Origin of the sequence: Tistrella mobilis (assembly GCF_039634785.1) — a bacterium.
Lineage (GTDB): Bacteria > Pseudomonadota > Alphaproteobacteria > Tistrellales > Tistrellaceae > Tistrella > Tistrella mobilis.
Genome location: NZ_JBBIAB010000011.1, coordinates 1 through 25,788, shown reverse-complemented (window position 1 = coordinate 25,788; position 25,788 = coordinate 1). Strand labels below are relative to the sequence as shown.

The window sequence follows — 25,788 nt, the reverse complement described above, 5'->3', positions numbered from 1 at the left end:
GGTCACTCGGCCGCGGCACGGGCCTCTGCCGGCGGGGTCCAGCGCAGCACCGGCTTGCGGGCGGCGAGCGTCTCGTCGAGACGCCGGCGCGGCGCATAGCGCGGGGCGGCATGGAAGGCTTCCGCCTCCCCCGCCTTGGCGCGGCGGGCGAGCGAGAGCAGCGCGTCGACCAGCTGGTCCAGCGCCTGCTTCGATTCGGTCTCGGTCGGCTCGATCAGCATCGCGCCATGCACCACCAGCGGGAAGTACATGGTCATCGGGTGGAAGCCCTCGTCGATCATCGCCTTGGCGAAGTCGAGCGTGCTGACCCCGGTGCCTTCGAGGAAGCCGTCGTCGAACAGGCATTCATGCATGGCGGGGCCGGGGAAGGCCGGGGTCATCTCTTCCGAGAGCCGGGCCATCAGATAGTTGGCCGCCAGCACCGCATCGCCCGAAGCCGCATGCAGGCCGTCGCGGCCCAGGCTCTTCATATAGGCGAGCGCCCGGGTGAACATGCCCGCCTGGCCGAAGAAGGCCTTGAGCCGGCCGACCGCCGGGCCGCCCGGCACGGCTTCGACCGTGTAGCTGCCATCGTCCTGCCGGCGGATCCGCGGACCCGGCGCCACATGGGCCAGGCTTTCGGCGAAGACCACCGGGCCCGAGCCCGGGCCGCCGCCGCCATGCGGGGTGGAGAAGGTCTTGTGCAGGTTGATGTGCATGCAGTCGAAGCCGAGTTCGGCCGGCTTCACCCGCCCGACGATGGCGTTGAAATTGGCGCCGTCGCCGTAGAAATAGGCGCCCACCTCGTGCACCGCATCGGCGATCACCTTCACGTCCCGTTCGAACAGGCCGCAGGTGTTGGGGTTGGTCAGCATCACCGCCGCGACATCGGGGCCGAGCGCCGCCTTCAGCGCCGCCACATCGACCCGGCCGTCATCGGTGCCCGGAATGCTCTGCACGGTATAGCCGCAGAGCACGGCCGAGGCGGGGTTGGTGCCATGGGCGCTGTCGGGCACGATCACGCGCCTGCGGGCATCGCCGCGGGCGACATGGGCGGCACGGATCGCCATCAGCCCGGCCAGCTCGCCATGGGCGCCGGCGGCAGGGGCCAGCGTCACCTCGGTCATGCCGGTCAGCTCGGTCAGCCAGGTGCCCAGCTCGTGCATCATGCCGAGCGCGCCCTGGATGGTGGAGACCGGCTGCAGCGGGTGCAGATCGGCGAAGCCGGGCATCCGCGCCACCTTTTCGTTCAGGCGCGGATTGTACTTCATGGTGCACGAGCCGAGCGGGAAGAGCCCCGAATCGATCGAGTAGTTCTTCTGCGACAGGCGCACGAAATGGCGCACCACCTGCGGCTCGGCCAGGTCGGGCAGGCCGACCGGGCCCTTGCGCACCACACCGCCCAGCCGGCTCTTCGTCTCGGGCACCGGCGCCAGATCGACGCCGATCCGGCCGGGGGTGCCCTGTTCGAAGATCAGCGGCTCTTCAAGCTGCAGGCCGCGATTGCCGGTCGCGGTTTCGGGGATCATCGAGATCTCCGGCGTCTCGTCGCGCGAGACCCGGCCCTGGGAACGGTCCATCGCGGTCATGCCGAAAGCTCCTCGGTCAGCGCCGAGGCCAGCGCCTCGACATCCTCGTCGGTGACGAGTTCGGTCACCGCCACCACCAGCAGGTTCTGCAGCGCCGCCGCATCGGCCTCGACGCCGTCGAGCACCGCCGGCGCGATGCCGGCCAGAATGCCGCGCGCCGCCAGCCGCTCCACCACCGGTGCCGCCGGCCGCCCCAGATCGAGGGTGAACTCGTTGAAGAAGGTGTCGTTGACCAGACTGAGACCCGGCACCGCCGCCAGACGATCGGCGGCACGACCCGCCAGCGCATGGTTCAGCGCCGCCAGATGGGTCAGCCCCTGCTCACCCAGCATCGCCAGATGAATGGTGAAGGCCGAGGCGCAGAGACCGGCCGAGGTGCAGATGTTGCTGGTCGCCTTGTCGCGGCGGATGTGCTGCTCGCGGGTCGACAGCGTCAGCACGAAACCGCGGCGGCCATCGGCATCCACGGTCTCGCCGCAGAGCCGGCCCGGCATCTGGCGGAGGAATTTCGACCGGGTGGCGAAGAGCCCCACGGTCGGCCCGCCGAAGGTGAGCGCATTGCCGAAGCTCTGGCCCTCGCCGACCACGATATCGGCGCCCATGGCGCCGGGGCTTTCGACCGCCCCCAGCGACACCGCCTCGGTCACCGCCACGATCAGCAGCGCGCCCTTGGCATGCACCGCCTGGGCCAGCGCCGTCAGGTCGCGGACCTGGCCGAAGAAGCCGGGGTTCTGCACGATCACCGCCGCGGTGCCGGCATCGACCCGGGCCGCGACATCGTCTTCCGCCGTCGGATCGGCCGGGGCGAGGTCGACCTCGATACCGGCGAAGCCCAGCTGGTTCTGCACCACGGCGCGGTAATGGGGATGGACGGATCCGGCCACCACCACCTTGTTCCGGCGGGTGATCCGCACCGCCATCATGCCCGCTTCGGCCGCGGCGGTAGAGCCGTCATAGAGCGAGGCATTGGCCACGTCCATGCCGGTCAGCAGGGCCACCTGGGTCTGGAACTCGAACAGGGTCTGCAAGGTGCCCTGGGCGATTTCCGGCTGATAGGGGGTGTAGGCGGTCAGGAATTCGGACCGCTGGATCAGATGGTCGACGGCGGCCGGCACATGGTGGCGGTAGAGCCCGCCGCCCACGAAGAACGGTCCGTCACCGGCGGCCCGGCTGGCGCGGGCATAGGCGGCCATCTCGCGCTCGACCTGAAGCTCGCTCTTGCCCGGCGCCACGGCCTGGAAGGCTTCGGGGCCGTGAAGCAGGTCGGCCGGCACGTCGGAATACAGGGCATCGATCGACGGGGCCCCGATCACGCGGAGCATCTCCGCGCGGTCCTCACCCGTCAGGGGCAGATAACGCATGATAAGATCACTCCAGCTCCGCGATGTAGGACGCATAGGCGTCCTCGTCCATCAGCTCGTCGAGCTGACCGGCATCGGTGACGCGGACCTTGAAGAACCAGCCCTCGCCCGCAGGGTCGCTGTTGACCAGGCTCGGGTCGTCGACCACCGCCTGATTGGCTTCGACCACCTCGCCGTCGATCGGCGCATAAACGTCGCTCGCGGCCTTGACCGATTCGACCACCGCGGCATCGTCGCCGGCGGCCAGAGACCGCCCGACCTCGGGCAGTTCGACGAACACCACATCGCCCAGCTGTCCCTGGGCGTAATCGGTGATGCCGACGGTTGCAACCTCGCCGTCGAGGTCGATCCATTCATGGTCTTTGGTGAAACGCAGAGTGCTCATGAGGAAGCTCGCTGTTCCCTGATGGGGCGGGAGTGTTGCAGGTCAGCGCCGGTAGCGATGCGGCGCGAAAGGCATGGGGGCGACCGTCGCCGGGCGGGATTTCCCGCGGACGTCGAGGGCAAGGGCGGTGCCGGGGGCGGCCAGATCGGCGCGGACCCAGGCCATGGCCACCGGCCCGTCGACGCTGGGGCCGAAGCCGCCGCTGGTGACACGGCCGACGGTCTCGCCGGTTGCAGGGTCGATCACGTCGGTGCCTTCGCGCGCGATCACCTTGCCCTCGGGAACAAGGCCGACGCGCTTGCGCGCCGGGCCCTCGGCAAAGGCGGCGGCGATCACCGCCGCCCCGGGATAGCCGGCATCGGCGGTGCGGCGGCGCTTCGCGATCGACCAGCCGAGCCCCGCTTCGACCGGATTGGTCGAGAGGTCGATATCGTGGCCGTAGAGGCAGAGCCCGGCTTCGAGGCGCAGGCTGTCGCGGGCGCCGAGACCGATCGGCGCCACCCGCTGATCGGCCAGCAGCTTGCCGGCCAGGCTTTCCGCCTGATCGGCCGGGACCGAAATCTCGTAGCCGTCCTCGCCGGTATAGCCGGACCGGCTGACCAGGCAGGGAATGCCGGCGATGTCGAGCGGCTGCATCGACATGAAGGCCATCTCGGCCGCCGCGGGCGCCAGCGCCGCCAGCACGGCTGCCGCCTCGGGCCCCTGCAGGGCCAGCAGGGCGCGATCATCCAGGATGTCGAGGCTGTGGCCGGCCGGCAGATGCGCCGCGATATGGGCGAAATCATCGGCCTTGCAGGCGGCGTTCACCACCAGGAAGACATGGCCGTCGAACCGCGTCGCCATCAGGTCGTCGCGGATGCCGCCGTCATCGGTGGTGAGCTGGGTATAGCGCATCCGGCCTAGGCCGAGGCCGGTGATGTCGCCCGGCACCAGGGCTTCGAGCGCCGCCGCAGCATCCGGCCCGGTGATCCGTGCCTGGCCCATATGCGAGACGTCGAACAGCCCCACATGGGTGCGGGTGTGCAGATGCTCGCCCTTGATGCCCATGGGATACTGGACCGGCATCAGATAGCCCGCAAAGGGCACCATCTTGCCGCCCTGCGCCAGATGCAGATCGTAAAGCGGGGTCTTGAGAAGATCGGCGGGGGTACCGCCCTGGGTCGGCTGGTCCGGACCGGACATCGGGTCGCTCCGAGAAAACAGGATTGCGGCCGCGCATCTCCCAGGTCCGGCGCCGCCGGTCGATCCGACGTTCCGTCCCCGGAGATGGCCCCGCTCTGTCTTCGGACCTGAAAGATTGTGCGCCGCCATGCCCCCGCGGATGCGGTGGCCGCCGTCGCACTTACCCCTTCGGTGAGACGCCGCGATCTTCCGCGCCGCCTGCTTTCCAGAGTGACATTCCCCTGCGGTCCCTGGTGCCTGAGAGTTTACCGGGGCCGGTTGCTCCTTCGGCGGCACTGCCTCGACTGTCTCCCGGCCGTCGACCGGCCGGGTGTCGCGCAGCGCGCTCTCCCACAGGGTTCGTCTGTCACGTAGCCTCCGAGCGCGGCCAGGATACACGAGAGGGCCGCAGGGCACAATCCGGCCCGCAGCCCTCTCGCGTCGACGGATCACGATCCGGACCGGGACGGTTCCGGCCCGGGCAGCGCGTCCCCCCCGGGTCCTGCTGTGCTCTTACCGGCTGTGGCCGCGCTGGAACTCCAGCTGCTCGCGATCGAGCTGGAAGCCGATCAGCAGGGCATAGTCGGCACCGGTGCTGGTGCCGGGCAGCGGCACGCGGATGCTGAGCTCTTCCTTCGACCCGGCCTTCAGCCGGCTGGCCGGGAAGGGCAGATCCGACCGGAAGACCTGCTTGTTCAGAATGGTCTGCTGCCGATCGGCCACCGCCACGTAATAGTCGAAGGCGGTTGCGGTGGCATCGGGGGCGGCCGGGCCGCGTTCGGCATCGATCACCACGGTCAGCGCCACATCCAGATAGCGCTTGCCGTCGTCGGTATCGGCATCGCAGGTCCACTGGGCATCGGCGATCCGGCCCAGGAAACGCACGCCGGTCACGTCCTTCGCACCCGGTTCGATCTGCACCGCCTGGGCGGTGTCGCGCAGCACCACCACGCGGGGGCAGACCGGCGGCTCGGCGCGCGAGAAAGCGCCGCAGCCGGAGACGACGAGCGCCACACCCGACGCGGCCAGGGCCAGGGCCGCCCGGCGGCGCAGGGCCGCCCGCGTCGCCGTCCTGTTCATTGCCGTTTCGGGACCGGACGCGGAATGGGACTGTGCCACGACGAAGCGCTCCGTGATCGTTTATCGCCGGATCGCCCGGGGGACCGGGCGGCCGGCTGAGACAAGCGCCACTTTATAGCGATGGCGCGCGGGCACGCAATGCCGCCGCCCGCGCGTGTCCGTGTCACCTCCTGGGGCCGCGTCCCCCGGGTCACAATCTTTCGTGACTGCCGTCACACATGGGGCCCGCGCCGGTCTGCTTGCAGCCGCAGAACCAGACCGTGCCGTCCTCTTCGGCCTTCCAGGCCTGGGGGCTGAGCCCGGTGCCTTTGTGGGTGCCGTCGCAGAAAGGCTGTTTCGTGCTCAGCCCGCAGGAGCACCACCAATAGGTCCGCCCCGCCTTCACCGCCACCTCGAAGGGCTCCGCCTGTGCCACCACCGGTGCCGCGGCCGGCGGCGTGGCGTCGTTTTCCATCGTCATGTCCTGACCCTTCCCGTCTCTTGCCGGCCGGATCGGCCGATCGGTCATCAACTCGTGCCTCGGTGCCGCCCCGTCGGCGCAATGCGCGCCTTGATTGCTTTATTTCCGGAACAGGCATCCATGAGTGTAGTGGCGGGGAATCGCCGCGGGCAAGGGCCGGGATCGTTCTTTCAAGGCAACGGGATGCGTGCGCCCGGTGTTGAACTCGGGCGCTGCCCGTGCCATACCGCACCCTATGCGAGCCACCCTCCCCGGATCCGCCTGCCGGATCCTTCAGCCCGGAGAGCCGACGCGATGACCAAGGCGGCCCCGACCTCCCCAGAAGCGGCATCCCCTGCCGCGGTCACCATCGTGCTGGCCGAACCCCGCGGTTTCTGCGCCGGGGTCGACCGGGCGATCCAGATCGTCGAGAGGGCGATCGAACGCTTCGGCGCGCCGGTCTATGTCCGCCACGAGATCGTCCACAACAAGACCGTGGTGCAGGATCTGGCGGCCAAGGGCGCGGTGTTCGTGGAGGAGCTGGACGAGGTGCCGGACGGGGTGCCGGTGATCTTTTCAGCCCATGGCGTGCCCAAATCGGTGCCGGCCGAGGCCGCACGGCGGGAGCTGCACGCGATCGACGCCACCTGTCCGCTGGTCTCCAAGGTTCATCGAGAGGCAGAGCGCCATCACGGCGAGGGGCGCCATGTGCTGCTGATCGGCCATGCCGGCCACCCCGAGGTGATCGGCACCATGGGCCAGCTGCCCGAGGGCGCCGTCGACCTGATCGAGAGCATCGCCGATGCCGAGGCCTATCAGCCGCCGCGGCCCGGGCTGGAGCTTGCCTTCGCGACCCAGACCACCCTGTCGGTGGCCGATACCTCGGGCATCATCGAGGTGCTGCGCCGCCGCTTTCCCGAGATTGCCGGCCCCCGGCGCGAGGATATCTGCTATGCCACCACCAACCGCCAGGAGGCCGTCGCCCGCATCGCGGCCGAGGTTCAGGCGGTGCTGGTGATCGGGGCGCCGAATTCCTCGAACTCCCGCCGGCTGGTCGAGACGGCGGCGGTGGCGGGCTGCGCCAATGCCCGGCTGATCCAGACCGCGGCCGAGATCGACTGGTCGCGGCTGGAAGGGGTGACCCGGATCGGCATCACCGCCGGCGCCTCTGCCCCCGAAGTGCTGGTGGACGAGGTCATCGCGGCCTTCCGCGCCCGCGGCCCGGTCTCGATCGAACGGGTGACCACGGCCGAGGAACGGGTGGTGTTCAAGCTGCCGCCCGAACTCAATCACTGAGCGGTTCCCCGGACCACCCCCCGCAACCAGAGGAGACGCGCCACGGGATCCGCCCGGGCGCAACAGGAGGCATCGACCGGAATGGCGGTCTATACGGCGGTCGACGACGACGACATGCGCGCACTGCTCAGCGGCTATGATATCGGCCCCTTCGAGCGGTTGCAGGGCATCCAGCAGGGGGTGGAGAACTCCAACTGGTTTCTCGACGCCGGCGGCCGGCGCTATGTGCTGACGGTCTATGAGAAGCGGGTCGACCCCGCGGACCTGCCCTATTTCCTGAACCTCATGGAGCACCTCACCCGGCGCGGCATCCGCTGCCCGGAACCGGTGCACGACCGGTCGGGCCGGGCGCTGGTGGAACTGGCCGGCAAGCCGGCGGCGATCTTCACCTTCCTGCCCGGCCGCGGCCCCGGCCGGATCCTGCCCGCCCATTGCCGGGCGCTGGGCACGGCGCTGGCCGAACTGCATCTCGCGACCGCGGATTTCACCGGCCGGCGCCCCAATGCGCTGGCCCTGCCCGGCTGGCAGGGGCTCGCCGCCCGCATCGGCGGCCGCGCCGACGAGATCGTGCCGGGCCTTGCCGCCGAGATCGCCGACACGCTGGACCGGCTGGCCACGGCCTGGCCGGCCGATCTGCCCGCGGGCACGATCCATGCCGATCTCTTCCCCGACAATGTGTTCTACGAGCGGCCGGACCGGGTGTCGGGGCTGATCGATTTCTACTTCGCCTGCTCCGACGCCTTCGCCTACGAAATCGCGATCTGCATCAATGCCTGGTGCTTCGAGCCGGACGGGCAGTTCAACGTGACCAAGGCCCGGCTGATGCTGGGCGCCTATCGCAAGGTCCGGCCGTTCTCCGACGCCGAGCTGGCGGCCCTGCCGCTGCTCTGCGAAGGGGCGGCGCTGCGCTTCCTGCTCACCCGCGCCTATGACTGGCTGAACCGGGTGGAAGGGGCGCTGGTGAAGCCCAAGGATCCGCTCGAATACCTCCACAGGCTGCGCTTCCATCGCAGCGTTACGGGACCGGGCGCCTATGGCCTCGACTGACGCACCGAAGAAGATCGTCGAAGCCTTCACCGACGGCGCCTGTTCGGGCAATCCCGGCCCCGGCGGCTGGGGCGTGCTGCTGCGCTGGGGAGAGCTGGAACGCGAGATGAGCGGCGGCGAGCCGCTCACCACCAACAACCGCATGGAGCTGACCGCGGCGATCGAGGCGCTGCGCGCGCTGAAACGCCCGACCACGATCCGGATCTGCACCGACAGCACCTATGTGCGCGACGGCATCACCAAATGGATCCATGGCTGGAAGCGCAACGGCTGGAAGACCGCATCCAAGGATCCGGTCAAGAACGCCGATCTCTGGCAGGAACTGGACGGGCTGGTCCGCGGCCATACGGTGGAATGGGAATGGGTCCGCGGCCATGCCGGCCACCCCGAAAACGAACGCGCCGACGCGCTGGCCCGCGCCGGGATTCCGAAGCGGGGCTGAGAGGGACGCCGGAACCTCACATCAAGCCAGCACGCCCAGGCCGTGACGTTCAACCAATGACAGAAGTTTGAGCGACGCACCCGCCGGTCGTTTCTCGCCCCGCTCCCACTGGCTGATAAGGCCGGTGGTCACGTCGGGATGGCATCCGAACGCTCAGGCGCCACCGGTGCCAGGGCAAGGGCGTCGAACTGGCGGATGGTCTGTTTGTCGAGCAGGCCCACATCGTGCAGATCCGACGCCGTCTCGTGGATCGCGGCCAGGGCCTCACTGCGGTAGGTCTTCGTCACTGCAGGGTCCCTTATGTCAGGTCGCGAGAGGCGGCGAGATCACCGCGTCCCGAACAGCCGGTCGCCGGCATCGCCCAGGCCCGGGCGGATATAGGCGTTTTCGTCGAGGCAGCGGTCGACGGCGGCGACATAGACCTTCACCTGCGGATGGGCGCGGGTGAAGACCTCCAGGCCTTCGGGGGCCGCGATCAGGGCCATGAAGCGGATCTGGTCGTCGGCGACCCCATAGCGGTTCAGCACGTCGACCGCATGCACCGCCGAATTGCCGGTGGCAAGCATCGGGTCGACCAGGATGAAGGTCCGGCCATCGGCCTTGGGCAGCTTCACCAGATACTCGACCGGCTCTTTGGTCTCTTCGTCGCGATAGAGGCCGACATGGCCGATGCGGGCCGAGGGCATCAGCTCGGTCAGGCCGTCGGCCATGCCGAGGCCGGCACGCAGGATCGGCACCACCGCGACCTTCTTGCCCTCGATCACCGGCACCGCCACGCGTTCGAGCGGCGTCTCCAGCTCTTCATGGGTGATCGGCAGGCTGCGGGTGATCTCGTAGCCCATCAGCAGGGCGATTTCGCGCAGCAGCTGGCGGAAGGTCTTGGTCGAGGTCGCCTGGTTCCGCATATGGCTGAGCTTGTGCAGGATCAGCGGATGGTCGAGCACATGCAGGTTGGGGAAACGCGCGGCCAGGTCGCGGTGGTCGGTGGTGGTCTGGGTCATGTCGGCTCCGCGATGGCTGGGCGGGCGTTGGGGATATCCCGGCATGGCCGCACGGCCGGCATCCCTGGGGGGGTGCCGGCCGTGCGGCCGATGCGGCGGCGGGAGCCCTGAGGCTCCGCGACGAAATCAGAGCTGGCCGAGCAGGGTGCCGGCGTCGCTCACCTCGAAAGCGCCGGGCTTTTCGACGTTCAGCTGGGTGACGACGCCGTCCTTGACCAGCATCGAATAACGCTGCGAGCGCAGGCCCATGCCGAAGCCCGTGCCGTCGAGCGTCAGGCCCAGCGCCTTGGTCAGGTCGCCATTGCCGTCGGCCAGCAGGCGGACCTTGCCGTCGACGCCCTGGGCCTTGCCCCAGGCGCCCATCACGAAGGCGTCGTTGACCGAGATGCAGACGATCTCGTCGACGCCCTTGGCGGCGATCTGATCGGCCTGCTCAACGAAGCCCGGCAGATGACGGGCCGAGCAGGTGGGGGTGAAGGCGCCGGGCACGGCGAAGACCGCCACGGTGCGGCCGGCGAACAGCTCGTCGGTGGACACCTTGTTCGGGCCGTCCGCGGTCATCTCGACCAGGGTGGCTGCCGGAATCTTGTCGCCGATGGAAATGGTCATGATCTCGCTCTCCTGGCTCGGAACTCGCGTCTCGTCTGCGGGGGCAGCCCTGTCGGTGTGGCCGGCCCTCCGGATCGCCGCCATTTAAGGCCGGTTCCGGTGACGGGCGCAAGTCCGCGGGCGCGGGTTTTCGCGCGGAAGGCGCGCCCTCAGCCGGCGCCGTTGCCGCGCGCCTGATCCAGCGCCCGGGTCACGGCATCGGCGGTCAGCAGTTCGGGCAGCACCAGCCCCTGCGGCGCCGCCGGCCCGTAGACCACGTTGAACGGAATGCCATAGCGGCCGAAGCCCGCCAGATAGTCGGCGATCGCCGGATCGGGCCGGGTCCAGTCGGCCTTCATCGCCACCACATCGGGCGTGGCCAGGCGGCCCGCCACCGGATCCACCGCCAGCACCCGTTCCTCGTTCACGATGCAGGTGACGCACCAGCTGGCGGTGACGTCGACGAACACCACCCGGCCCTTCGCCACCTCGGCGGCGATCGCCCCGGCCTCGAACGGCGTCCAGGGCCCCTCGGCCGCAATCGCCTGCAGGCCGCGGCCGGACGGCGGCGAGGCCAGAACCGCGGTTGCGACCGCCGCCACCGCCAGACCGCCGACACCGGCCCAGCGCAGCAGCCGGGCCTTGGTGATGACCAGCGGCAGCAGGGCGGCGAGCGCCGCCAGCACCGCCACCGCCGCGGCCGCACCCGGCTGGACCAGGCGGCTGAGCACCAGAGTGAGCCAGAGCGCGGTCCCCGCCAGCGCCAGGCCCATCGCGACCTTGACCCAGACCATCCAGCGCCCCGGCCGGGGCAGCAGACGGATCGCCGAGGGCACCGCCGCGATCGCCAGATAGGGCAGCGCCATACCCAGCCCCATGGCGGCGAAGACCGCCAGGATGTCGGCCGTGCCGCCGGCGAGCGCGAAGCCCAGCGCCGTGCCGACGAAGGGCGCCGAACAGGGGGTGGCGAGCAGGGTCGCCACCACGCCGCTCATCAGCGCGCGGCCGAGCTTCGGCCGCCCGCCCGCCTCGGGCACCGCATCGCGGGCGAGCCCGCCCGACAGCACGGGGGCCCGGATGGTGAACACCCCAAGCTGCGAGGCCGCGAACAGCGCCATGATCACGATCATCACGCCGATGAAGGCCGGCTGCTGGAACTGGATACCCCAGCCGACCGCGACCCCGGCCAGTTTCAGCCCGGCCGCCGCCAGCGCCAGCGCCAGGAAGGACAACAGAATGCCGGCGGCCGTCGCCAGCAGGCTGGCCCTGACATCGCCGCGGCCGAGGCCGCGGGTCGCAACCAGCCCCATCAGCTTGATCGACAGCACCGGCAGCACGCAGGGCATGACGTTCAGGATCAGCCCGCCGAGCAGGCCGATCAGCAGGGCGGCAACCAGCCCGCCTTCGGGGCCGAGCAGGGTTGCCGGCGCCGGCACCACCTGGGCGGTGGTCTCTACCGCACGCAGCCCCGCACCCGGCGCATCATCGACCAGCGTGAGCCGCACCGCCTCTCCCAGAAGCCGGGCATCGGCGGTGGGGGGGGCCACATCGGCGACGAAGCGGATCCGCCGTCCGTCGTCGAGCCGCCGGGCATCGGGCGGCGAGAAGGCGAAGCCGTCCGGCCCCTCGATGAAGACATCGGCCGCGGGGCCGAAGGGCGCATCGCTCTTCGCCTCCACCACCAGCCGGGCGGGACCGTCGCCCTCGGCCGCAATCCAGCCGGCCGAGACCGCCGCAAAGGGGGCGGCGGCGGGGTCTGAGACGACCGCCGGCACCGCTGCCCGGGCAGTGTTGATCGCGGCTTCGGCCTCGGCCGCGGTGCGGTCGAGCGGATCGGCCGGCCCCGCCGGCACGTCGAGCGCCAGATCGGCGGTCACCGGAATGCACAGCGCCTCGCAGACCTGATAGTCGACCTTGAGACGGACGGGCTTGAGCCGGACGGGGCCGGTCACGCTGCCGGGCGGGGAGGCCGCCTCCGGGGCCAGCTGCGCCGTCACCGGCAGCAGGACATGGTCGGCATAGGCATAGGTGTGGATGGTCTCGAAGGCGGTGAAACGCCCGGGCAGCGGCCAGTGGATCTGCGTGGCGGCGATCTGCCCGTCGGCGATGGAGGGGCTGGCCCCATCGATCGCGGGCGGCAGGCCCGCATCGCCGGGCGAGCGCCAGTAGAGCTTCCACCCCGGCTCCATCCGGAAATCGAGGCCGAGCGACAGCTCCCCCCGCGCCGCCTCATTCGGGGTCTGCGGCGCCGCCACCAGCCGCACCGCCGAGCGCTGCCCCTCCGCCCAGGGGCCGATCCAGCCGCGCGGCACCTCTGCCGCCAGAGCGGGCGCCATCATCGTCAGACAGGCGAAGGCCAGCATGATGCCCGAACCGAAGGCGGTTATGGCCTTCTGCCGGAGGGTCTGGCGGTCTGTGCGGCGGATATGCATGCGGCGGTCCCATGGGTTCCCGGGCTGGGGCGGCAGCGGCCGGCCGCTCGCGGGGCGAACAGATGTGCCCTTGCGCATGCTCCGGCGCCAGCCTACCTAATCCAGACGTAACTATAGGCGGCATGGCGCCGGAAGGACATGCGACAGGGCGTCATGTGGCGGCGACCACGTGATTGTGATGATCCTTCGTGCGCTTCCCCACAGCGGGCGACCGCGACAACACGGGCGAGAAGGTAGTCGGGCAATGGCAGGGATGCGGGCAGACCGCCCCATGGCGGCAGCAACCACCACGCCTTTCGAGATGTCGGGCCCCGAGGGCCTGACCGGCAAGGTGCTGATCGCGATGCCCCGGCTGGAGGATCCGTGGTTCACCAAGACGGTGATCTATCTTTGCGCCCATTCCGACGACGGCGCCATGGGGCTGGTGGTCAACCGGGTGCTCGACACGGTCGACTTCCCCGAACTTCTGTCGCAGCTCGGCCTGGATTGCAGCCCCGAAGCGGCGACGGTGAAGGTCCATTTCGGCGGGCCGGTCGAAACCGGCCGCGGCTTCGTGCTGCATTCGACCGATTACGTGCTCGCCACCAGTCTGCGCATCGATGACGGCGTGGCGCTGACCGCCACGCTCGACGTGCTGAAGGCGATGACCGAGGGCCACGGCCCCGATCGCACGCTCGTCGCCCTCGGCTATGCCGGCTGGGGCCCCGGTCAGCTGGAGACCGAGATCCAGAGCAACAGCTGGCTGGTGGTCGACGCCGATGCCGAACTGCTGTTCGAGGGCGATGTCGAGGGCAAGTGGCGCGAGGCGATCGGCCGCCTGGGCGTGGACCTCGGCCATCTTTCCGGCGAAGGCGGCCACGCCTGACCGCAATCACCCGGGGTTGCGATGCGGGGGCATGTTGCGCCGCGGCCCGCCCCGCCGCAGGGCTGCGCCCGCCCGGGCGCAACCCATTGATTTTTCGAAAGGCGAGGAACGGGTCGGAAAAAACTTCGGGGTCTCTGTCGATTCACTATTGCGAATCATTCTCAATCTCATATTATCAACGGCGTGCAAACGTTTCATTCCCGTTTCGCACGACTCGTCCTCACACACGCGACTTTGCCGGCCAGGCACTCCCTGGCCGGCATTTTTTTTCGGGGCAACTCCCGGGGCCGCGCGGGGGGCGGCTCAGAGCCCGTCATAGCCGTTCGGCGCCGGCCAGGGCCAGGCGGCGAGCGGGGCGGGATCGGGCCGGAAGATCTCCACCTTCAGCGGGTAGCAGCGCGCCGCATCGCTTGAATGGCTGGCGCTGCAATCGCCGCCGGGACAGGCGGAGAGCGCCGCCAGCAGATCGATCTCGGCGAAGAGTTCCAGAAAGTCGCCGGGGCGGACCGGGCTCGCCTTCATGAAATACTGGTGCGTGTCGCGGGTGAAGCCGGTGCACATGAAGACGTTGAGCACGTCGTGGACATGGGGCTGCGCCGCCCGCGGGCTGAGGCCGGCAGCCGCGGCGAGCGCGCGGCAGAGATTGGAATGGCAGCAGTGGTGATAATCGGTGCCGGTCAGCAGCCGGTTGGTATAGGGGTCGCAGCGCGTGCCGATCACGTCGTGCACCCCGCCGCCATCGGCATCCCAGCCATACCAGCCGAGGGTGTCGTGGCTGATGGTCGCCATCGGCCGCAGGGCCGGCAGCGTGCTCCACAGCCGATGGCCGGTGGTGACATGGGTGGCGTGCAGCGCCCTTGTCTTGCCGCTGAAGAAGCGCTCCGACAGGTCGTGGGCATTCCAGAGATTGAGATCGCCGACCTGCGGCCCCTCGATCGAGAGGATGCGGAAGAAATGGCCCCGGGGCACCCGGAAGGCCCGCCCGTCGCGGGGCGGCACGACCAACTCATCGATCTTCTCCATCCCCGCCCGCGCCGCCTCCAGCGCCGCCGTGTCGGGGGCGGGCAGGCTGCCGTTCGGATAGACCACCACCGGTCGTGGACCGGCCGTTTCCTGCGTCTCGATCGTCATCATGCCCTCCCCTTCTGCGAAGCGCGGTTCGCTTCAGAGTAGCAGAAGGGGGGCGGCGGGTTCAGCCGGCGTCGATCACCGCCGGTGGCAGCGGCCGGCGGCGGCGCCAGTCGGTCGCGATCAGGCCGAACAGGCGATGATCGGTCCAGCGGCCGTCGATCAGCAGATATTCCCGCGCATAGCCTTCGGATTCGAAACCGAGCTTTTCCAGCAGGCCGATACTGCGATGGTTTTCAGGCAGGCAGGCCGCTTCCAGCCGGTGCAGCCCCAGCGTGTCGAAGACGAAATCGGCAGCCCCGGCCAGGGCCTCGGTCATATAGCCCTTGCGCGCGACATGCGCGCCGATCCAGTAGCCGACATTGCACGACTGGACCACGCCATAGCGGATGTTGTTGAGGGTGAGCCCGCCGGCCAGACTCAACGCCTCGCGCCCTTCGCTGCGGCCGTCGCCCGCGTCACGGACGAAGATGTGGAAGGCGAGCCCCATGCCCCGGCGGGCGATCATGCGATAGTGGCCGACCCGGCGGCGATAGGCCCCGCGGCTCAAGGGATCATTGCCCCAGGACGGCTCCCAGCGCTCCAGAAACTCCCGCGAAGCCTCGCGCACCTCTGCCCATTCGCGATAGTCGACCAGGCGCGCCGGCCGCATCACCACCCGCGGCGTGATGATCCGCGGCCGGTCGCCGCCATCCATCGAGGCAAAAGGCCACATTCCGGATGCCTCCCCGTCCGCCGGCCGGTCAGTCGCCCGCGCCCTTGCGGACGCGGTAGACGAAACGGGGACCGTCGCGGCGCTGGTCGAGCAGGACATGGCCGCCAGTGTCGCAGAAGGCCGGAATGTCGATATAGGAGGCGGGATCGGTGGCGATCACCTCGATCACCGCACCGGCGGCCAGGGTGTTCAGCGCCTTGCGGGCCTTCAGCACCGGCCAGGGGCAGACCAGCCCCTCGGCATCGACCACCAGGGCGACCGGCTCGTCGGGATTGCCTGGGATCTGCGGCTCTCCCGCCCCGGTGGCGCCCGCCTGCATGCTTCGTCCTGCCGTCATGCCGTCTCCTGCCTGCGGTCGGATCCTGGGCCCTGCCGTCAGCCGAAGCGACGGCGGAGATCGTCGTAGGATTGCACCCGGGCGATCGGCCCCAGCGCCGCCAGGGTCGGCGCCCCGCCGCCCAGCAGCCGGGCCGCCAGCCGCGACACCTGATCGGGCGTCACCATCTGCAGCTCGGCCACCGTTTCGGCCACCGACTGCGCCCGGCCGTGGATGATCAGCGACTGGGCAAGGCGTTCGGCGCGCGCGGTGGTGCTTTCCAGCCCCATCAGCAGCCCGGCCTTCAGCTGCGCGAACGAGCGGCGAAGCTCTTCCTCGCCCACCCGGTCGGCAACGCCCAGGGTCTCGTCCACGATCACCGGCATCGCCTCGGCGATCTCGTCCTCGGCGGCCGCGACATAGATGCCGAACAGGCCGTGATCCTCGAACGGGCTTGCGAAGGAATAGACGTTGTAGCAGAGGCCGCGCTTCTCGCGCACCTCCTGGAACAGGCGCGAGGACATGCCGCCGCCCAGCAGCGTGGCCAGCAGCTGCGAGGCGTGATAGTCCTCGTGGGCATAGCCGATGCCGGGGAAGCCCAGCGTCAGATGCACCTGGCCCAGATGATCCTTGCGCCGGCGCAGATCGCCGCCGACATAGGCGGCGGGGTCGATGTCGCGCGGCTCGGTCGCGGGCAGGGCGTCGAAGAAGCGGGTCGCCAGATCGACCAGCCGGTCGTGATCCACCTTGCCCGCCGCCGCCAGCACCATGCGGCCGGCGGCATACTGGCGGCGCATATAGCCGGCGATGGCCTGGCGCGGCATGCCGCGCACGATGTCGACCGGGCCCAGGATCGGCCGGCCCAGCCCCTGATCGGGGTAGGCTGCGATCTGGAAATGGTCGAAGACCACGTCTTCCGGCATGTCGTCGGCCGACAGGATCTCCTGCACCACCACCGAGCGCTCGCGCTCCAGCTCGTCCGGGTCGAAGACCGAATGCTGCAGGATGTCGGCGAGTACGTCGACGCCCAGCTCCAGATCATCGGCCATCAGCTTCAGGTAATAGACCGTCTGCTCGCGCGAGGTATAGGCGTTCATATAGCCGCCCACCGCCTCGACCTCTTCGGCCAGGCCCTGGGCGGTGCGCCGCTCGGTGCCCTTGAAGGCCATATGCTCGAGCAGATGCGAGACGCCGTTGATCTCCGCCGGCTCGTGGCGTGTGCCCGCATGCACCCAGACCCCCACGGTCACGGTCTCGACATGGGCCATGCTGTCGGTGGCCACACGCATGCCGTTGGGCAGGGTGGTGATGCGGATGCTGGAACCGTCGAGACTCATGATGGCGTCTTCTGCCCTTCTGTCGGAGATGTAACCGGCGGATCGTGCCCGACCGGAGCGGTCAGACGTTGCGGCGGTGCGACAGGATATGGGAGGTCAGGACCGAAACGTCAGCCTCCAGCGTGTCATATCGCTCCGGCCGCTCCATCAGGTCTGCCATGCGCGCAGGCAGGGCCGGACGACGGCCGATCGCCTTTTCCACCGCATCCGGGAACTTGGCCGGATGGGCGGTCGCCAGCACCACCACCGGCGTGCCGGCCGGCACGCCCTCGCGGCGGTCGCGGGCCACCGCCACGCCCACGGCGGTGTGCGGATCCAGGATCTCGCCGGTCTCGGCGAAGACACGGGCGATAGTGTCGATGGTGCGGGCGTCGTCGGCCGCACCGGCATCGAAGAGCAGCCGGGCCTTGGCGATTTCGGCATCGCTGACCGGCAGGCTGCCGGTTTCGCGGAAGGTGCGGATCGCAGCCGCGGTGGCCTCGCCGTCGCGGCCCTTCAGATCGAAGAGCAGCCGCTCGAAATTGCTGGCGACCTGGATGTCCATCGACGGGCTCCAGGTCGGCCGCACGCCGGCCGAGGAATAGTCGCCATTGCGGAAGAACCGCGCCAGGATGTCGTTCTCGTTGGTGGCCACGATCAGCTTCGCCACCGGCAGGCCCATCGAGGCCGCGATATAGCCGGCATAGACATCGCCGAAATTGCCCGTCGGCACGGCGAAGGCGACCTCGCGATCGGGCGCCCCAAGGGCCAGAGCCGCATGGAAGTAATAGACCACCTGCGCGGCGATGCGGGCCCAGTTGATCGAGTTGATCGCGGTCAGCCCGACCTGGTCGCGGAAGGCCTCGTCACCGAAAGCCGCCTTCACCATGTCCTGGGCATCGTCGAAGGTGCCGCGGATGGCGATGTTGTGGACATTGGGCGAAAGCACGGTGGTCATCTGCCGGCGCTGCACCTCGGAGGTGCGGCCCAGGGGATGCAGGATGAACACGTCCAGCCGCGCGCGGTCGCGGCAGGCCTCGATCGCCGCCGAGCCGGTATCGCCCGAGGTGGCGCCCAGGATCACGCCGCGCCGGTCGGACCGGTCCAGCGCATGATCGAACAGCCGGCCCAGCAGCTGCAGGGCGAAATCCTTGAAGGCGAGGGTCGGGCCGTGGAACAGCTCCATCACCCATTCATTGGCGCCCAGCTGCTTCAGCGGCGCCACCGCCCTGTGGCCGAAGCCGGCATAGGTGTCGTCGATCATCCGGTCCAGATCGGCCGGCGCAATGGTCGTGCCGACGAAAAGCCGCATCACCTGCTTCGCAAGGCCCGCATAGTCCAGCCCCCGCCAGGCCCGCATGGTGGCCGGCTCGACCCGGGGCCAGCTCTCGGGCAGATAGAGGCCGCCGTCGCGGGCGAGACCGTCGAGGAGAACCTGACCGAAATCGAGCCGCGGCGCGCGGCCGCGGGTGCTGATGTACTGCACGGAGGTCAACCTTCGTCGTGGGAGGCAGAAGAGGGGGGGCAGAAGAGGGGGCGCGACCGGCCGGAAAAGCCTGGACGCGCCGAGACTACCGGGACCGGCGCGCCCGATCAATCGACCAGCGCCGCCGGTCAGCCATGTGGACCTGTCCGCCCCGGCGCCGGGACCGTGGTCAGGCCGGGCCGTCGCCCAGATAGCGGCGGCGCAGATGACCGAGGAAGGCATCGGCAGAGAGCGGCGCGCCGGTCGCCCGCTCGATCAGCTCGTCGGCCGACCAGCGGCAGCCCTGGCCGTGGACATGGGTGCGCAGCCAGCCGAGCAGGCCCGAGAAATCGCCGCGCGCCAGATCGTCGTCGAGCGCCGGCAGCGCCCGGCGGGCGGCCTGGAACAGCTGTGCCGCCGCCATCGCGCCCAGCGAATAGGTCGGGAAATAGCCGAAGGCGCCGCTCGGCCAGTGGATGTCCTGCAGGCAGCCGTCGCGATCGGTATCGGGCACCACGCCGACCAGCCGGGCCATGCCCTCGCGCCAGGCGCCGGGCAGGTCGTCGACGGCGAGGTCTCCGGCGATCATCGCCCGCTCCAGCCCGTAGCGCAGCATGACATGGCCGGGATAGGTCACCTCGTCGGCATTGACCCGGATGAAGCCCGGCCGCACCCGCACCATCAGCGCATGAAGATTGTCGGCGTCATAGGCCGGATCATCGGCCGCAGCACCGAAGGCCTCGCGCGCCGCGGCGGCAAAGGCGGTCATGAAGGGCCGGCTGCGGCTGGCCTGCATCTCGGTCAGCAGCGACTGGCTTTCATGAATGGTCATGCCGCGGGCAAGCCCCACCGGCTGGTCGCGCCAGTCGCGGGGCAGGCCGTGCTCGTAGAGCGCATGGCCGGTTTCGTGCAGAACCGCCATGGCGCTTTCGGCGAAATCGGCCTCGTCATAGCGGGTGGTGATGCGCAGATCATCGGGCACGCCGCCCGAAAACGGGTGGTGGCTGACATCCAGCCGGCCATGATCGAAGGGAAAGCCCGCCATGGTCATCAGCCGGATGCCGAGCGCGCGCTGCGCCGCCACCGGGAACGGCCCCTGCGGCCGGACCGGCTGGGGACGCGCGGCCTGGGCTGCGAGTGCGGCGTCGCGGATCACCGGCAGTTCCGCCTCCAGCCGCGCGAAGATCCGGTCGATATCGGCCGTGCGGCGGCCGGGATCATAGGCGTCGAGCAGCGCCTCGTAGGGCGGCAGGCCGAGTGCGGCGCCCTTGGCGGCGGCGGCCTCGCGCTCCAGCTTCAGCACCTGGGCGAGCGCCGGCGCAAAGCGGGCGAAATCATCGGCCGCCCGGGCCTCGCGCCAGATCATCTCGGAGGTCGAGGCCGCTTCCGCCCGCCGCCGGACCAGATCGGCCGGCAGGGCGGTGGCATGGGCATGGCGGCGGCGCATCTCGGCCAGATTGGCCTGCTGCCAGCCCAGGCGATCGGCGGCCGCCTGATCGGCGGGGGCAGCCGCCGCCAGCTCGGCCGCGGCATCGTCGAACAGCGCCGGCAGATCCGGGGCGGTCAGGATGTCGTGGCCGATCTCGGCCAGGGTCGCCATCTGGGCCGCGCGCACCGTGGCACCGCCCTTGGGCATGTTCACCGCCCAATCCCAGCTGAGCACGCCCTCGGCGCCCTCGATATGCGACAGGCGGCGGAAGCGCGCCTCGAGTTCGGTCATGGCCGGCATCGGCGGAGACGTCCTTGTGAACGGATCAGGGGTGGTCAGGCGCCGCGTGCAGGCACGGCCTGGCCGGCGGCAGGCTCCGGCCGGCCGCGAGGCACCGCGGTGCCGGGGCCGAAGGCCAGATGCAGCAGGGTCACGACCAGCGAGGCCAGCACCAGCACGCCCATGCCCTGATGGGTGGCGGCCGTCCAGACCGGCACCTGCAGGAAGATGACCGCCGCGCCGACACCGACCTGAAGCGCGACCAGGCCCATGGTGCGGTGCATGTCGCGGGCAAAGCCCGGCGCCCGGCGCCGGGTGCGGCGCGCCCAGAGGAACAGGCCCAGGATGGCGAGCGCCGTGACGCCGGCCAGCACCCGGTGGGTGAAGTGCAGTGCGATCAGCGGATCGTCGAGCGGCGGCACCACCGCGCCATCGCAGAGCGGCCAGGTCGAGCAGGCGAGCGAGGCACCGTTCTTGGCCATCATCGCCCCGGCGGCGATGGTCGAGAGCGCAAGCAGGGCCACCGCGAAAACGGCGAGCCGGGCACCGCGGGCGACAGGCTCGGTCCAGACCAGCGCGCTCTGTGCCGGACGGCCGGCCGAGACATACATGCCGATCAGCATCGCCAGCACCAGCTGGGCGTTGGAGAGGTGAACCGCGACGCTCCACGGAGAGTTCCGGTCCAGCACCGTCAATCCGCCGAGCAGGCCCTGCACCAGCAGCAGCGCCAGGGCGGCGATGCCGAACAGGGCCGGCCGCAGGTTTTCACGCCGCATGACCAGCGCCCAGATCGCCAGGATCAGGGTCAGCGGCCCGACGATGATGCCGGCGATGAAGCGGTGCACCCATTCATACATCACCTGGGTGAAGGTGTAGTCGATCCCGGGCACGGTCGCGAGCTTGGCCGGCGTCGGCACCCAGAAGCCGTAGCAATGCGGCCAGTCGGGGCAGGACAGCCCGGAATTGGTCGCGCGGATGACGGCACCCAGAACGATCAGCACGAAGGTGGCGACGATGGCGATGCCGGCGACGGCACGGAAGCGACGGATAGAGGGTTTCATCGGACGGCCGTAACGGTTCGGGTCAGAGAGCGATCAGGCGGCGGCAGGCGGCAGGCGATCGGCCGCAGGCGGGCGGATCAACGTCGCCGCCTGTAGACGACATAGATCACGATCAGCGAGATCGCCAGCGCATACCAGGTGATCGCGTACTGAAGATGGTCGTTGGGCAGCTCCGACCGGGTCTGGCCCCCCTTGGGCAGGTCGCCCGGGATCGGGGTCGCATCGGCCTCGACATAGACCGGTGCCAGCGTCTCGCCAACGAAATCCCCCATCACCTTGGTGTCGATGGTGAACCAGAAATTCTCGGACGGCCGGTTGTCGGGCACCACCCAGGCGGTGGTTCGGGGCACACGGGCGACGCCGGTGACGGTCACCTCGCCCGGGATCTGGCCGGCGGCACGGGTGGCCGGATCCTTGTGGTCGAGCGGCACCCAGCCGCGGCTGACCAGAACGGTCTGCGCCGTGCCCTCGGGCAGGTCGGTGCGCTCGAACGGCGTCAGGATATGGTAGCCGGAATTGCCGTTGAGCGATTTGGCCGCCTGATAGAGTTCCTTGTCGTGGCGGAAATGGCCGGTCATCCGCACCCGGCGGAAAGACCATTCGGCCAGCTCTTCGGGCGTGGCGGCCGGGCCGAAGACCGGGAGCGCGACCGGATCGGCGGCGAGGCTTGCCGCACGCTGCTCGATCAGGTCGGTCTTCCAGGCCAGGCGCTGCACCTGCCAGGTGCCGAGGCCGAGCATGGCCGCCACGGCCAGCACCACGAGGACGAGCAGAAGTCCGGCCCGTTCAGGCTTTCTGTCGGCGGGGCGGCCGGCGCGGCCGGCACGCGGGGAACCGGACGGCGACGGATCGGCAGCGGGCATGATGGGGTGTCAGTCTCCGGTGGTGCCGTCCGCATCCCGGCCGAGGCCGAGGATGCGGTGGCGGTATTGCTGGGCGACCATCCATGCCTTCATCGGCCGGAGCAGGCCGATCGACAGGACCACCGCCAGCGGCAGCCAGATCACGAGATGCAACCAGATCGGCGGCGCCCAGGTGAGTTCCACCCAGAGCACCAGCGCCATCAGGATGAAGCCGGCGATCAGGATCACGAAAGCGGCCGGGCCGTCCTCGCTCGCCACGTCCCGCAGGTCCAGGCCGCAGCGGTCGCAGGAATCACGAACGGCGAGAAGCCCCCGGAACAGGCGCCCCTCGCCGCAGCGTGGACAGCGGCAGCGGAGGCCGGCGACCAGCGGGTTAACCGCCGGCCAGTCCCCGCCTCCGCCCTGCTGATCGGTCATCAGCGGCCCCAGACGTAGATCGCGACGAACAGGAACAGCCAGACCACGTCGACGAAGTGCCAGTACCAGGCCGCCGCCTCGAAGCCGATATGCTTCTGGGGGCTGAACTGGCGGGCGATCGCCCGGCGCAGGCAGACGGCCAGGAAGATGGTGCCGACCAGCACATGGAAGCCGTGGAAACCGGTCGCCATGTAGAAGGTGGAGGCATAGACGCCATCGGTGAAGGCGAAGGTGGCGTGGCTGTATTCATAGGCCTGGACGCAGGAGAAGAACACGCCGAGGCCGACCGTGATCGCCAGCATCTGCACGGTGGTGCGGTTGTCGCCCTCGCGCAGCGCATGATGGGCCCAAGTCACCGTGGTGCCCGACAGCAGCAGGATGGTGGTGTTCATCAGCGGCAGGTGCCAGGGATCGAAGGTCTCGATGCCCTCGGGCGGCCAGACCCCGCCGACCGCTGCGGTCGGGAACAGCGAGGCGTTGAAATAGGCCCAGAAGAAGGCGACGAAGAACATCACCTCCGAGGCGATGAACAGCACCATGCCCATGCGCAGGCCGATCTGGACCACGCCGGTATGGGCCTTGTGCTGCACCGATTCCTTGATGACGTCCCGCCACCAGCCGGCCATCACGCCCAGCACGCAGAGGAAGCCCACCAGCAGGACCAGCCAGCCCACCGGGTTGTCGTGCATGAACATGACCCCGCCGACCGCCATCAGCAGGCCGGCCATGGCCCCCAGGAAGGGCCACGGGCTCGGGTCGACGAGATGATAATCGTGCACTTTGGTGTGCGCGGCGTGTGCTTCGCTCATTCTACACTCCTCCTCAAGGCCGATGCCGCATGACCCCTGGCAGTCGCCCTCGTCCGGCGTCGGCCGTCGGCCCGGGGACGGGGCGCACCCCCGCCCCCGGCAGCTTCCCTGCACCGGACCGCAGGGATGGTCCGGGCGTTTCCTTCCCTTTTGTCGGTCTCCGACCAGGGGCCTCAACCACCCGCAGGGCGGGTCTGGCCTCCGGTTCGGGCGCCGTCCGCCAGTATGGTGCCGGGCGTTACGGTCGCAAAATCCTCAAGCTTCCGGCCGGTCCGCTCCAGATAGCTCTGCAGCCCCTCTTCCCCCAGATCGAAGAAGGTGTAGGAGAGCGTCACGGTACGAACCTCGTCGACATTCTCGTCTTCCGCCATCTTCGGATCGATGTAGAAGCTGACCGGCATGTCGATCGACTGCCCCGGCATGAGCAGCTGCTCGGTGAAGCAGAAGCAGTCGATCTTGTCGAAATAGAGCCCCATCTTCTGGGGCGTCACGTTGTAGGCGGCCTGGCCCAGCACCGGACGGTCGCTGTTGTTGACCGCCTTGTAGAAGGCGAGATGGCGCTCGCCCACCTTCACCACCATTTCGCGCTGCTCGGGGAAGAAGCCCCAGGGCATGCCGCGGGCGGTATCGGCGTTGAAGCGGACCTTCATCTCGCGGTCGAGCACCGGCACCTCGGTCGCATCCGCGACCTGGGTGGTGCCGCCATAGCCGGTGACCTGGCAGAACAGGTTGTAGATCGTGGTCGAATACGAGGTCAGCACGGTCATGCCGCCCAGCAGCACGCCGACGCCGATCAGGGTGCCGAGCTTGCCGCGCCGCTGCCGCCGCGCCCGCTCGGTCGCCATATCCTCCCGTCCGTCCGCCTCGCTCACGACCCGATACCCCTTCGTCAGCTCATCTTCGCGATGGTGATGGCGAAGAACAGCGCCACCATCGCCCAGAGCAGGGCAAAGAGCGCCCAGTTGCGCTGCCGCATGCGCCGCATCCGATCCTTCGCCTCGGCCGAGGCGGGGTCGATCCGCTCTTCCACCTCGGCGCGCTGCGGATCGTATTCCGCCGCGTCATGGTGATCGACGGGACCGTTGCGGGTATCGGCAGGCGTCATGACCAGCCCCCCAGCCCCGCCGCCTTGTCCACCACCATCAGGGCGAACAGCGCGAACAGGTAGAGGATCGAAAAACCGAACATCGCCTTGGGGGCCCGATCGCCTTCGCTCTTGGCCACGCGGATCGCATGGCCGAGGAAGATCAGGCTGAGCCCGCCGGCCGCCAGGCCGTACCAGATGCTGGCCAGGCCCATCGCCCAGGGCACCACCGACAGCGGGATCAGCGCCACGGTGTAGATCAGGATCTGCTTCTTGGTTTCGCGCCGGCCGGCCACGACCGGCAGCATCGGCACGCCCGCGCGCGCATAGTCGCCGGCGCGGTAGAGCGCCAGCGCCCAGAAATGCGGCGGGGTCCACATGAAGATCAGCGCGAACAGCACCAGACCGCCCAGCGACACGTCGCCGCTGACCGCCGCCCAGCCGACCATGGGCGGGAAGGCGCCGGCGGCACCGCCGATGACGATGTTCTGGGGCGTGCTGCGCTTCAGCCACATGGTGTAGATGAAGACGTAGAAGCCGATGGTCAGCGCCAGCAGCGCCGCCGCCACCGGATTGACCGCAAGGCCCATCACCACCACCGAGGCCACCGCCAGCGCCACGCCGAAGGCGAGCGCGGTTTCAGGCTCCATGCGCCCGGCCGGAATCGGCCGGTCGACGGTGCGGGCCATGACCGCGTCGATGTCGCGGTCGTACCACATGTTGATCGCCCCCGACGCCCCGGCACCGACCGCGATGCACAGCAGCGCCACGAAGGCGAGCACCGGATGCAGATGGCCGGGCGCCAGATAGATGCCGACGGCGCCCGTGAACACCACCAGCGACATGACGCGCGGCTTGAGAAGGGCGATGAAATCCCGCACCGACGGATCGGCCGCGGGGGACGCGGCATCTGCGGCAACGGCGGTGGAGGTGTAGACGGAGTCGGTCACGGGCGTGGGCCTTGGTCTTCTGGACGCGGTGCGGGGGATGGCACCGACCTGGATGAGCTGCGTGTCGGACGGATCTTCCGTCGCATCCCGATCCACCCGTTCCGGCACCTGCCCGGCCGGTCCGACCGGACGGGTCGGAACGGGGCCGGGCGGTTTCGGGGCCGTGGGGGGGGGGGGGGGGGGGGGGCGGCCCCCCCCCCCCCCCCCCCGGGGGGGGGCGGGGGCCGGACAAAAACCCCCGCCCGGCCGGCCCGCCCGGGTGGGCGGGCGGGGGGGGGGGCGCCCCCCCCA

At 69.7% G+C, this 25,788-nt stretch carries 26 protein-coding genes, 1 pseudogene and 2 riboswitches; of the genes and pseudogenes, 4 read left to right on the top strand and 23 right to left on the bottom strand.

Translation table 11 applies throughout. The features are described 5' to 3' along the window. Positions 1-2: 2 nt before the first annotated feature. From gcvPB to WI697_RS16505, 6 genes are all read right to left on the bottom strand, one after another. Positions 3-1,568 (bottom strand): aminomethyl-transferring glycine dehydrogenase subunit GcvPB, encoded by a 1,566-nt coding sequence (gcvPB, locus tag WI697_RS16530; protein WP_385997648.1) that lies wholly within the window; start codon positions 1,566-1,568, stop codon positions 3-5. Further along, positions 1,565-2,929, bottom strand: coding sequence for an aminomethyl-transferring glycine dehydrogenase subunit GcvPA (gene gcvPA, locus WI697_RS16525; protein WP_345959202.1), 1,365 nt, complete (start codon positions 2,927-2,929; stop codon positions 1,565-1,567). Before gcvPA ends, gcvPB begins: the two co-directional genes overlap by 4 nt. A gap of 7 nt (positions 2,930-2,936) precedes the next feature. Beyond that, positions 2,937-3,314 carry a glycine cleavage system protein GcvH gene (gene gcvH, locus WI697_RS16520; RefSeq protein ID WP_014746304.1) on the bottom strand — a complete coding sequence of 126 codons (378 nt, stop codon included), beginning with the start codon at positions 3,312-3,314 and terminating at the stop codon, positions 2,937-2,939. Between the two features lie 42 nt (positions 3,315-3,356). After that, positions 3,357-4,496, bottom strand: coding sequence for a glycine cleavage system aminomethyltransferase GcvT (gene gcvT / locus WI697_RS16515; RefSeq protein WP_345959201.1), 1,140 nt, complete (start codon positions 4,494-4,496; stop codon positions 3,357-3,359). An 89-nt stretch (positions 4,497-4,585) separates the two neighbouring features. After that, positions 4,586-4,710: riboswitch (glycine riboswitch) on the bottom strand. After that, positions 4,711-4,839, bottom strand: a riboswitch (glycine riboswitch). It lies immediately after the preceding riboswitch. Between the two features lie 149 nt (positions 4,840-4,988). After that, positions 4,989-5,555 carry a hypothetical protein gene (locus tag WI697_RS16510; RefSeq protein ID WP_296709425.1) on the bottom strand — a complete coding sequence of 189 codons (567 nt, stop codon included), beginning with the start codon at positions 5,553-5,555 and terminating at the stop codon, positions 4,989-4,991. Between the two features lie 190 nt (positions 5,556-5,745). Next, complete coding sequence (locus WI697_RS16505; protein WP_082828450.1) at positions 5,746-6,015, bottom strand: CDGSH iron-sulfur domain-containing protein; 270 nt, start codon at positions 6,013-6,015, stop codon at positions 5,746-5,748. Between the two features lie 294 nt (positions 6,016-6,309). Here WI697_RS16505 and ispH point away from each other — a divergent pair, with 294 nt between their 5' ends. The 3 genes from ispH (at position 6,310) to rnhA (ending at position 8,779) form a co-directional block, all read left to right on the top strand. Continuing rightward, positions 6,310-7,290 (top strand): 4-hydroxy-3-methylbut-2-enyl diphosphate reductase, encoded by a 981-nt coding sequence (gene ispH, locus WI697_RS16500; RefSeq protein ID WP_062763534.1) that lies wholly within the window; start codon positions 6,310-6,312, stop codon positions 7,288-7,290. An 81-nt stretch (positions 7,291-7,371) separates the two neighbouring features. Then, entirely contained in the window at positions 7,372-8,337 is a 966-nt protein-coding gene (locus tag WI697_RS16495; RefSeq protein WP_296709433.1) for a homoserine kinase, read from the top strand. Next, positions 8,324-8,779 (top strand): ribonuclease HI, encoded by a 456-nt coding sequence (gene rnhA, locus WI697_RS16490; protein ID WP_014746310.1) that lies wholly within the window; start codon positions 8,324-8,326, stop codon positions 8,777-8,779. The genes WI697_RS16495 and rnhA overlap by 14 nt, the downstream gene beginning before the upstream one ends. A gap of 21 nt (positions 8,780-8,800) precedes the next feature. Here the strand turns inward: rnhA and WI697_RS27485 are convergent. The 4 genes and pseudogenes from WI697_RS27485 to WI697_RS16470 all read right to left on the bottom strand — a co-directional run bounded on the left by WI697_RS27485 (position 8,801) and on the right by WI697_RS16470 (position 12,800). Beyond that, positions 8,801-9,066, bottom strand: a pseudogene (locus WI697_RS27485) (helix-turn-helix domain-containing protein). Between the two features lie 39 nt (positions 9,067-9,105). Then, positions 9,106-9,780 (bottom strand): uracil phosphoribosyltransferase, encoded by a 675-nt coding sequence (gene upp / locus WI697_RS16480; RefSeq protein ID WP_062763530.1) that lies wholly within the window; start codon positions 9,778-9,780, stop codon positions 9,106-9,108. A 126-nt stretch (positions 9,781-9,906) separates the two neighbouring features. Then, positions 9,907-10,389 carry a peroxiredoxin gene (locus WI697_RS16475; RefSeq protein ID WP_062763528.1) on the bottom strand — a complete coding sequence of 161 codons (483 nt, stop codon included), beginning with the start codon at positions 10,387-10,389 and terminating at the stop codon, positions 9,907-9,909. A 149-nt stretch (positions 10,390-10,538) separates the two neighbouring features. After that, positions 10,539-12,800, bottom strand: coding sequence for a protein-disulfide reductase DsbD family protein (locus WI697_RS16470; protein ID WP_345959199.1), 2,262 nt, complete (start codon positions 12,798-12,800; stop codon positions 10,539-10,541). A 271-nt stretch (positions 12,801-13,071) separates the two neighbouring features. On the opposite strand from WI697_RS16470, the gene WI697_RS16465 reads away from it, so the two are divergent. Beyond that, positions 13,072-13,665, top strand: coding sequence for a YqgE/AlgH family protein (locus WI697_RS16465; protein ID WP_082828345.1), 594 nt, complete (start codon positions 13,072-13,074; stop codon positions 13,663-13,665). A gap of 303 nt (positions 13,666-13,968) precedes the next feature. Here WI697_RS16465 and WI697_RS16460 read toward each other — a convergent pair whose 3' ends face one another. The 13 genes from WI697_RS16460 to cyoE all read right to left on the bottom strand — a co-directional run bounded on the left by WI697_RS16460 (position 13,969) and on the right by cyoE (position 25,497). Continuing rightward, positions 13,969-14,796 (bottom strand): urea carboxylase-associated family protein, encoded by an 828-nt coding sequence (locus WI697_RS16460; RefSeq protein WP_345959300.1) that lies wholly within the window; start codon positions 14,794-14,796, stop codon positions 13,969-13,971. Positions 14,797-14,857: 61 nt separating this feature from the next. After that, positions 14,858-15,508: a GNAT family N-acetyltransferase gene (locus WI697_RS16455; protein WP_345959198.1), complete on the bottom strand. Its 651-nt coding sequence runs from the start codon at positions 15,506-15,508 to the stop codon at positions 14,858-14,860. 28 nt (positions 15,509-15,536) lie between these two features. Continuing rightward, entirely contained in the window at positions 15,537-15,845 is a 309-nt protein-coding gene (locus WI697_RS16450; RefSeq protein ID WP_345959197.1) for a sulfurtransferase TusA family protein, read from the bottom strand. Between the two features lie 38 nt (positions 15,846-15,883). Further along, positions 15,884-17,161, bottom strand: a complete 1,278-nt coding sequence (locus WI697_RS16445; RefSeq protein ID WP_296709462.1) for a M16 family metallopeptidase — start codon at positions 17,159-17,161, stop codon at positions 15,884-15,886. A gap of 61 nt (positions 17,162-17,222) precedes the next feature. Then, a complete protein-coding gene (gene thrC / locus WI697_RS16440; protein ID WP_345959196.1) occupies positions 17,223-18,626 on the bottom strand; it encodes a threonine synthase in 1,404 nt (467 codons plus the stop codon). Positions 18,627-18,795: 169 nt separating this feature from the next. Then, positions 18,796-20,334, bottom strand: coding sequence for a carboxypeptidase M32 (locus tag WI697_RS16435; RefSeq protein WP_345959195.1), 1,539 nt, complete (start codon positions 20,332-20,334; stop codon positions 18,796-18,798). Between the two features lie 35 nt (positions 20,335-20,369). Next, a complete protein-coding gene (locus WI697_RS16430; RefSeq protein WP_345959194.1) occupies positions 20,370-21,374 on the bottom strand; it encodes a COX15/CtaA family protein in 1,005 nt (334 codons plus the stop codon). 77 nt (positions 21,375-21,451) lie between these two features. Continuing rightward, positions 21,452-22,237, bottom strand: coding sequence for an SURF1 family protein (locus WI697_RS16425; RefSeq protein ID WP_296709477.1), 786 nt, complete (start codon positions 22,235-22,237; stop codon positions 21,452-21,454). 9 nt (positions 22,238-22,246) lie between these two features. Beyond that, positions 22,247-22,654 carry a DUF983 domain-containing protein gene (locus WI697_RS16420; protein ID WP_345959193.1) on the bottom strand — a complete coding sequence of 136 codons (408 nt, stop codon included), beginning with the start codon at positions 22,652-22,654 and terminating at the stop codon, positions 22,247-22,249. Further along, positions 22,654-23,463 (bottom strand): cytochrome c oxidase subunit 3, encoded by an 810-nt coding sequence (locus tag WI697_RS16415; RefSeq protein ID WP_296709482.1) that lies wholly within the window; start codon positions 23,461-23,463, stop codon positions 22,654-22,656. The genes WI697_RS16420 and WI697_RS16415 overlap by 1 nt, the downstream gene beginning before the upstream one ends. A gap of 173 nt (positions 23,464-23,636) precedes the next feature. Then, complete coding sequence (locus WI697_RS16410; protein ID WP_345959192.1) at positions 23,637-24,308, bottom strand: cytochrome c oxidase assembly protein; 672 nt, start codon at positions 24,306-24,308, stop codon at positions 23,637-23,639. Positions 24,309-24,352: 44 nt separating this feature from the next. Continuing rightward, on the bottom strand, positions 24,353-24,568 hold the full coding sequence (locus WI697_RS16405; RefSeq protein WP_014746326.1) for a hypothetical protein: 216 nt from the start codon (positions 24,566-24,568) through the stop codon (positions 24,353-24,355). Continuing rightward, complete coding sequence (cyoE, locus tag WI697_RS16400; RefSeq protein WP_269451091.1) at positions 24,565-25,497, bottom strand: heme o synthase; 933 nt, start codon at positions 25,495-25,497, stop codon at positions 24,565-24,567. The genes WI697_RS16405 and cyoE overlap by 4 nt, the downstream gene beginning before the upstream one ends. Between the last annotated feature and the right edge of the window lie 291 nt (positions 25,498-25,788).

What these genes read in the sequence shown, in the direction of transcription:
- WI697_RS16475 (WP_062763528.1), bottom strand. Translation starts at nt 10,389, where the DNA reads ATGACCATTTCCATCGGCGACAAGATTCCGGCAGCCACCCTGGTCGAG.
- WI697_RS16460 (WP_345959300.1), bottom strand. Translation starts at nt 14,796, where the DNA reads ATGACGATCGAGACGCAGGAAACGGCCGGTCCACGACCGGTGGTGGTC.
- WI697_RS16435 (WP_345959195.1), bottom strand. Translation starts at nt 20,334, where the DNA reads ATGCCGGCCATGACCGAACTCGAGGCGCGCTTCCGCCGCCTGTCGCAT.
- WI697_RS16415 (WP_296709482.1), bottom strand. Translation starts at nt 23,463, where the DNA reads ATGAGCGAAGCACACGCCGCGCACACCAAAGTGCACGATTATCATCTC.
- WI697_RS16420 (WP_345959193.1), bottom strand. Translation starts at nt 22,654, where the DNA reads ATGACCGATCAGCAGGGCGGAGGCGGGGACTGGCCGGCGGTTAACCCG.
- WI697_RS16445 (WP_296709462.1), bottom strand. Translation starts at nt 17,161, where the DNA reads ATGAGTCTCGACGGTTCCAGCATCCGCATCACCACCCTGCCCAACGGC.
- gcvT (WP_345959201.1), bottom strand. Translation starts at nt 4,496, where the DNA reads ATGTCCGGTCCGGACCAGCCGACCCAGGGCGGTACCCCCGCCGATCTT.
- WI697_RS16450 (WP_345959197.1), bottom strand. Translation starts at nt 15,845, where the DNA reads ATGACGGCAGGACGAAGCATGCAGGCGGGCGCCACCGGGGCGGGAGAG.
- WI697_RS16510 (WP_296709425.1), bottom strand. Translation starts at nt 5,555, where the DNA reads ATGAACAGGACGGCGACGCGGGCGGCCCTGCGCCGCCGGGCGGCCCTG.
- WI697_RS16425 (WP_296709477.1), bottom strand. Translation starts at nt 22,237, where the DNA reads ATGCCCGCTGCCGATCCGTCGCCGTCCGGTTCCCCGCGTGCCGGCCGC.
- WI697_RS16505 (WP_082828450.1), bottom strand. Translation starts at nt 6,015, where the DNA reads ATGACGATGGAAAACGACGCCACGCCGCCGGCCGCGGCACCGGTGGTG.
- rnhA (WP_014746310.1), top strand. Translation starts at nt 8,324, where the DNA reads ATGGCCTCGACTGACGCACCGAAGAAGATCGTCGAAGCCTTCACCGAC.
- ispH (WP_062763534.1), top strand. Translation starts at nt 6,310, where the DNA reads ATGACCAAGGCGGCCCCGACCTCCCCAGAAGCGGCATCCCCTGCCGCG.
- WI697_RS16405 (WP_014746326.1), bottom strand. Translation starts at nt 24,568, where the DNA reads ATGACGCCTGCCGATACCCGCAACGGTCCCGTCGATCACCATGACGCG.
- WI697_RS16455 (WP_345959198.1), bottom strand. Translation starts at nt 15,508, where the DNA reads ATGTGGCCTTTTGCCTCGATGGATGGCGGCGACCGGCCGCGGATCATC.
- gcvPA (WP_345959202.1), bottom strand. Translation starts at nt 2,929, where the DNA reads ATGCGTTATCTGCCCCTGACGGGTGAGGACCGCGCGGAGATGCTCCGC.
- upp (WP_062763530.1), bottom strand. Translation starts at nt 9,780, where the DNA reads ATGACCCAGACCACCACCGACCACCGCGACCTGGCCGCGCGTTTCCCC.
- WI697_RS16470 (WP_345959199.1), bottom strand. Translation starts at nt 12,800, where the DNA reads ATGCATATCCGCCGCACAGACCGCCAGACCCTCCGGCAGAAGGCCATA.
- WI697_RS16410 (WP_345959192.1), bottom strand. Translation starts at nt 24,308, where the DNA reads ATGGCGACCGAGCGGGCGCGGCGGCAGCGGCGCGGCAAGCTCGGCACC.
- gcvH (WP_014746304.1), bottom strand. Translation starts at nt 3,314, where the DNA reads ATGAGCACTCTGCGTTTCACCAAAGACCATGAATGGATCGACCTCGAC.
- WI697_RS16495 (WP_296709433.1), top strand. Translation starts at nt 7,372, where the DNA reads ATGGCGGTCTATACGGCGGTCGACGACGACGACATGCGCGCACTGCTC.
- gcvPB (WP_385997648.1), bottom strand. Translation starts at nt 1,568, where the DNA reads ATGACCGCGATGGACCGTTCCCAGGGCCGGGTCTCGCGCGACGAGACG.
- WI697_RS16465 (WP_082828345.1), top strand. Translation starts at nt 13,072, where the DNA reads ATGGCGGCAGCAACCACCACGCCTTTCGAGATGTCGGGCCCCGAGGGC.
- WI697_RS16430 (WP_345959194.1), bottom strand. Translation starts at nt 21,374, where the DNA reads ATGAAACCCTCTATCCGTCGCTTCCGTGCCGTCGCCGGCATCGCCATC.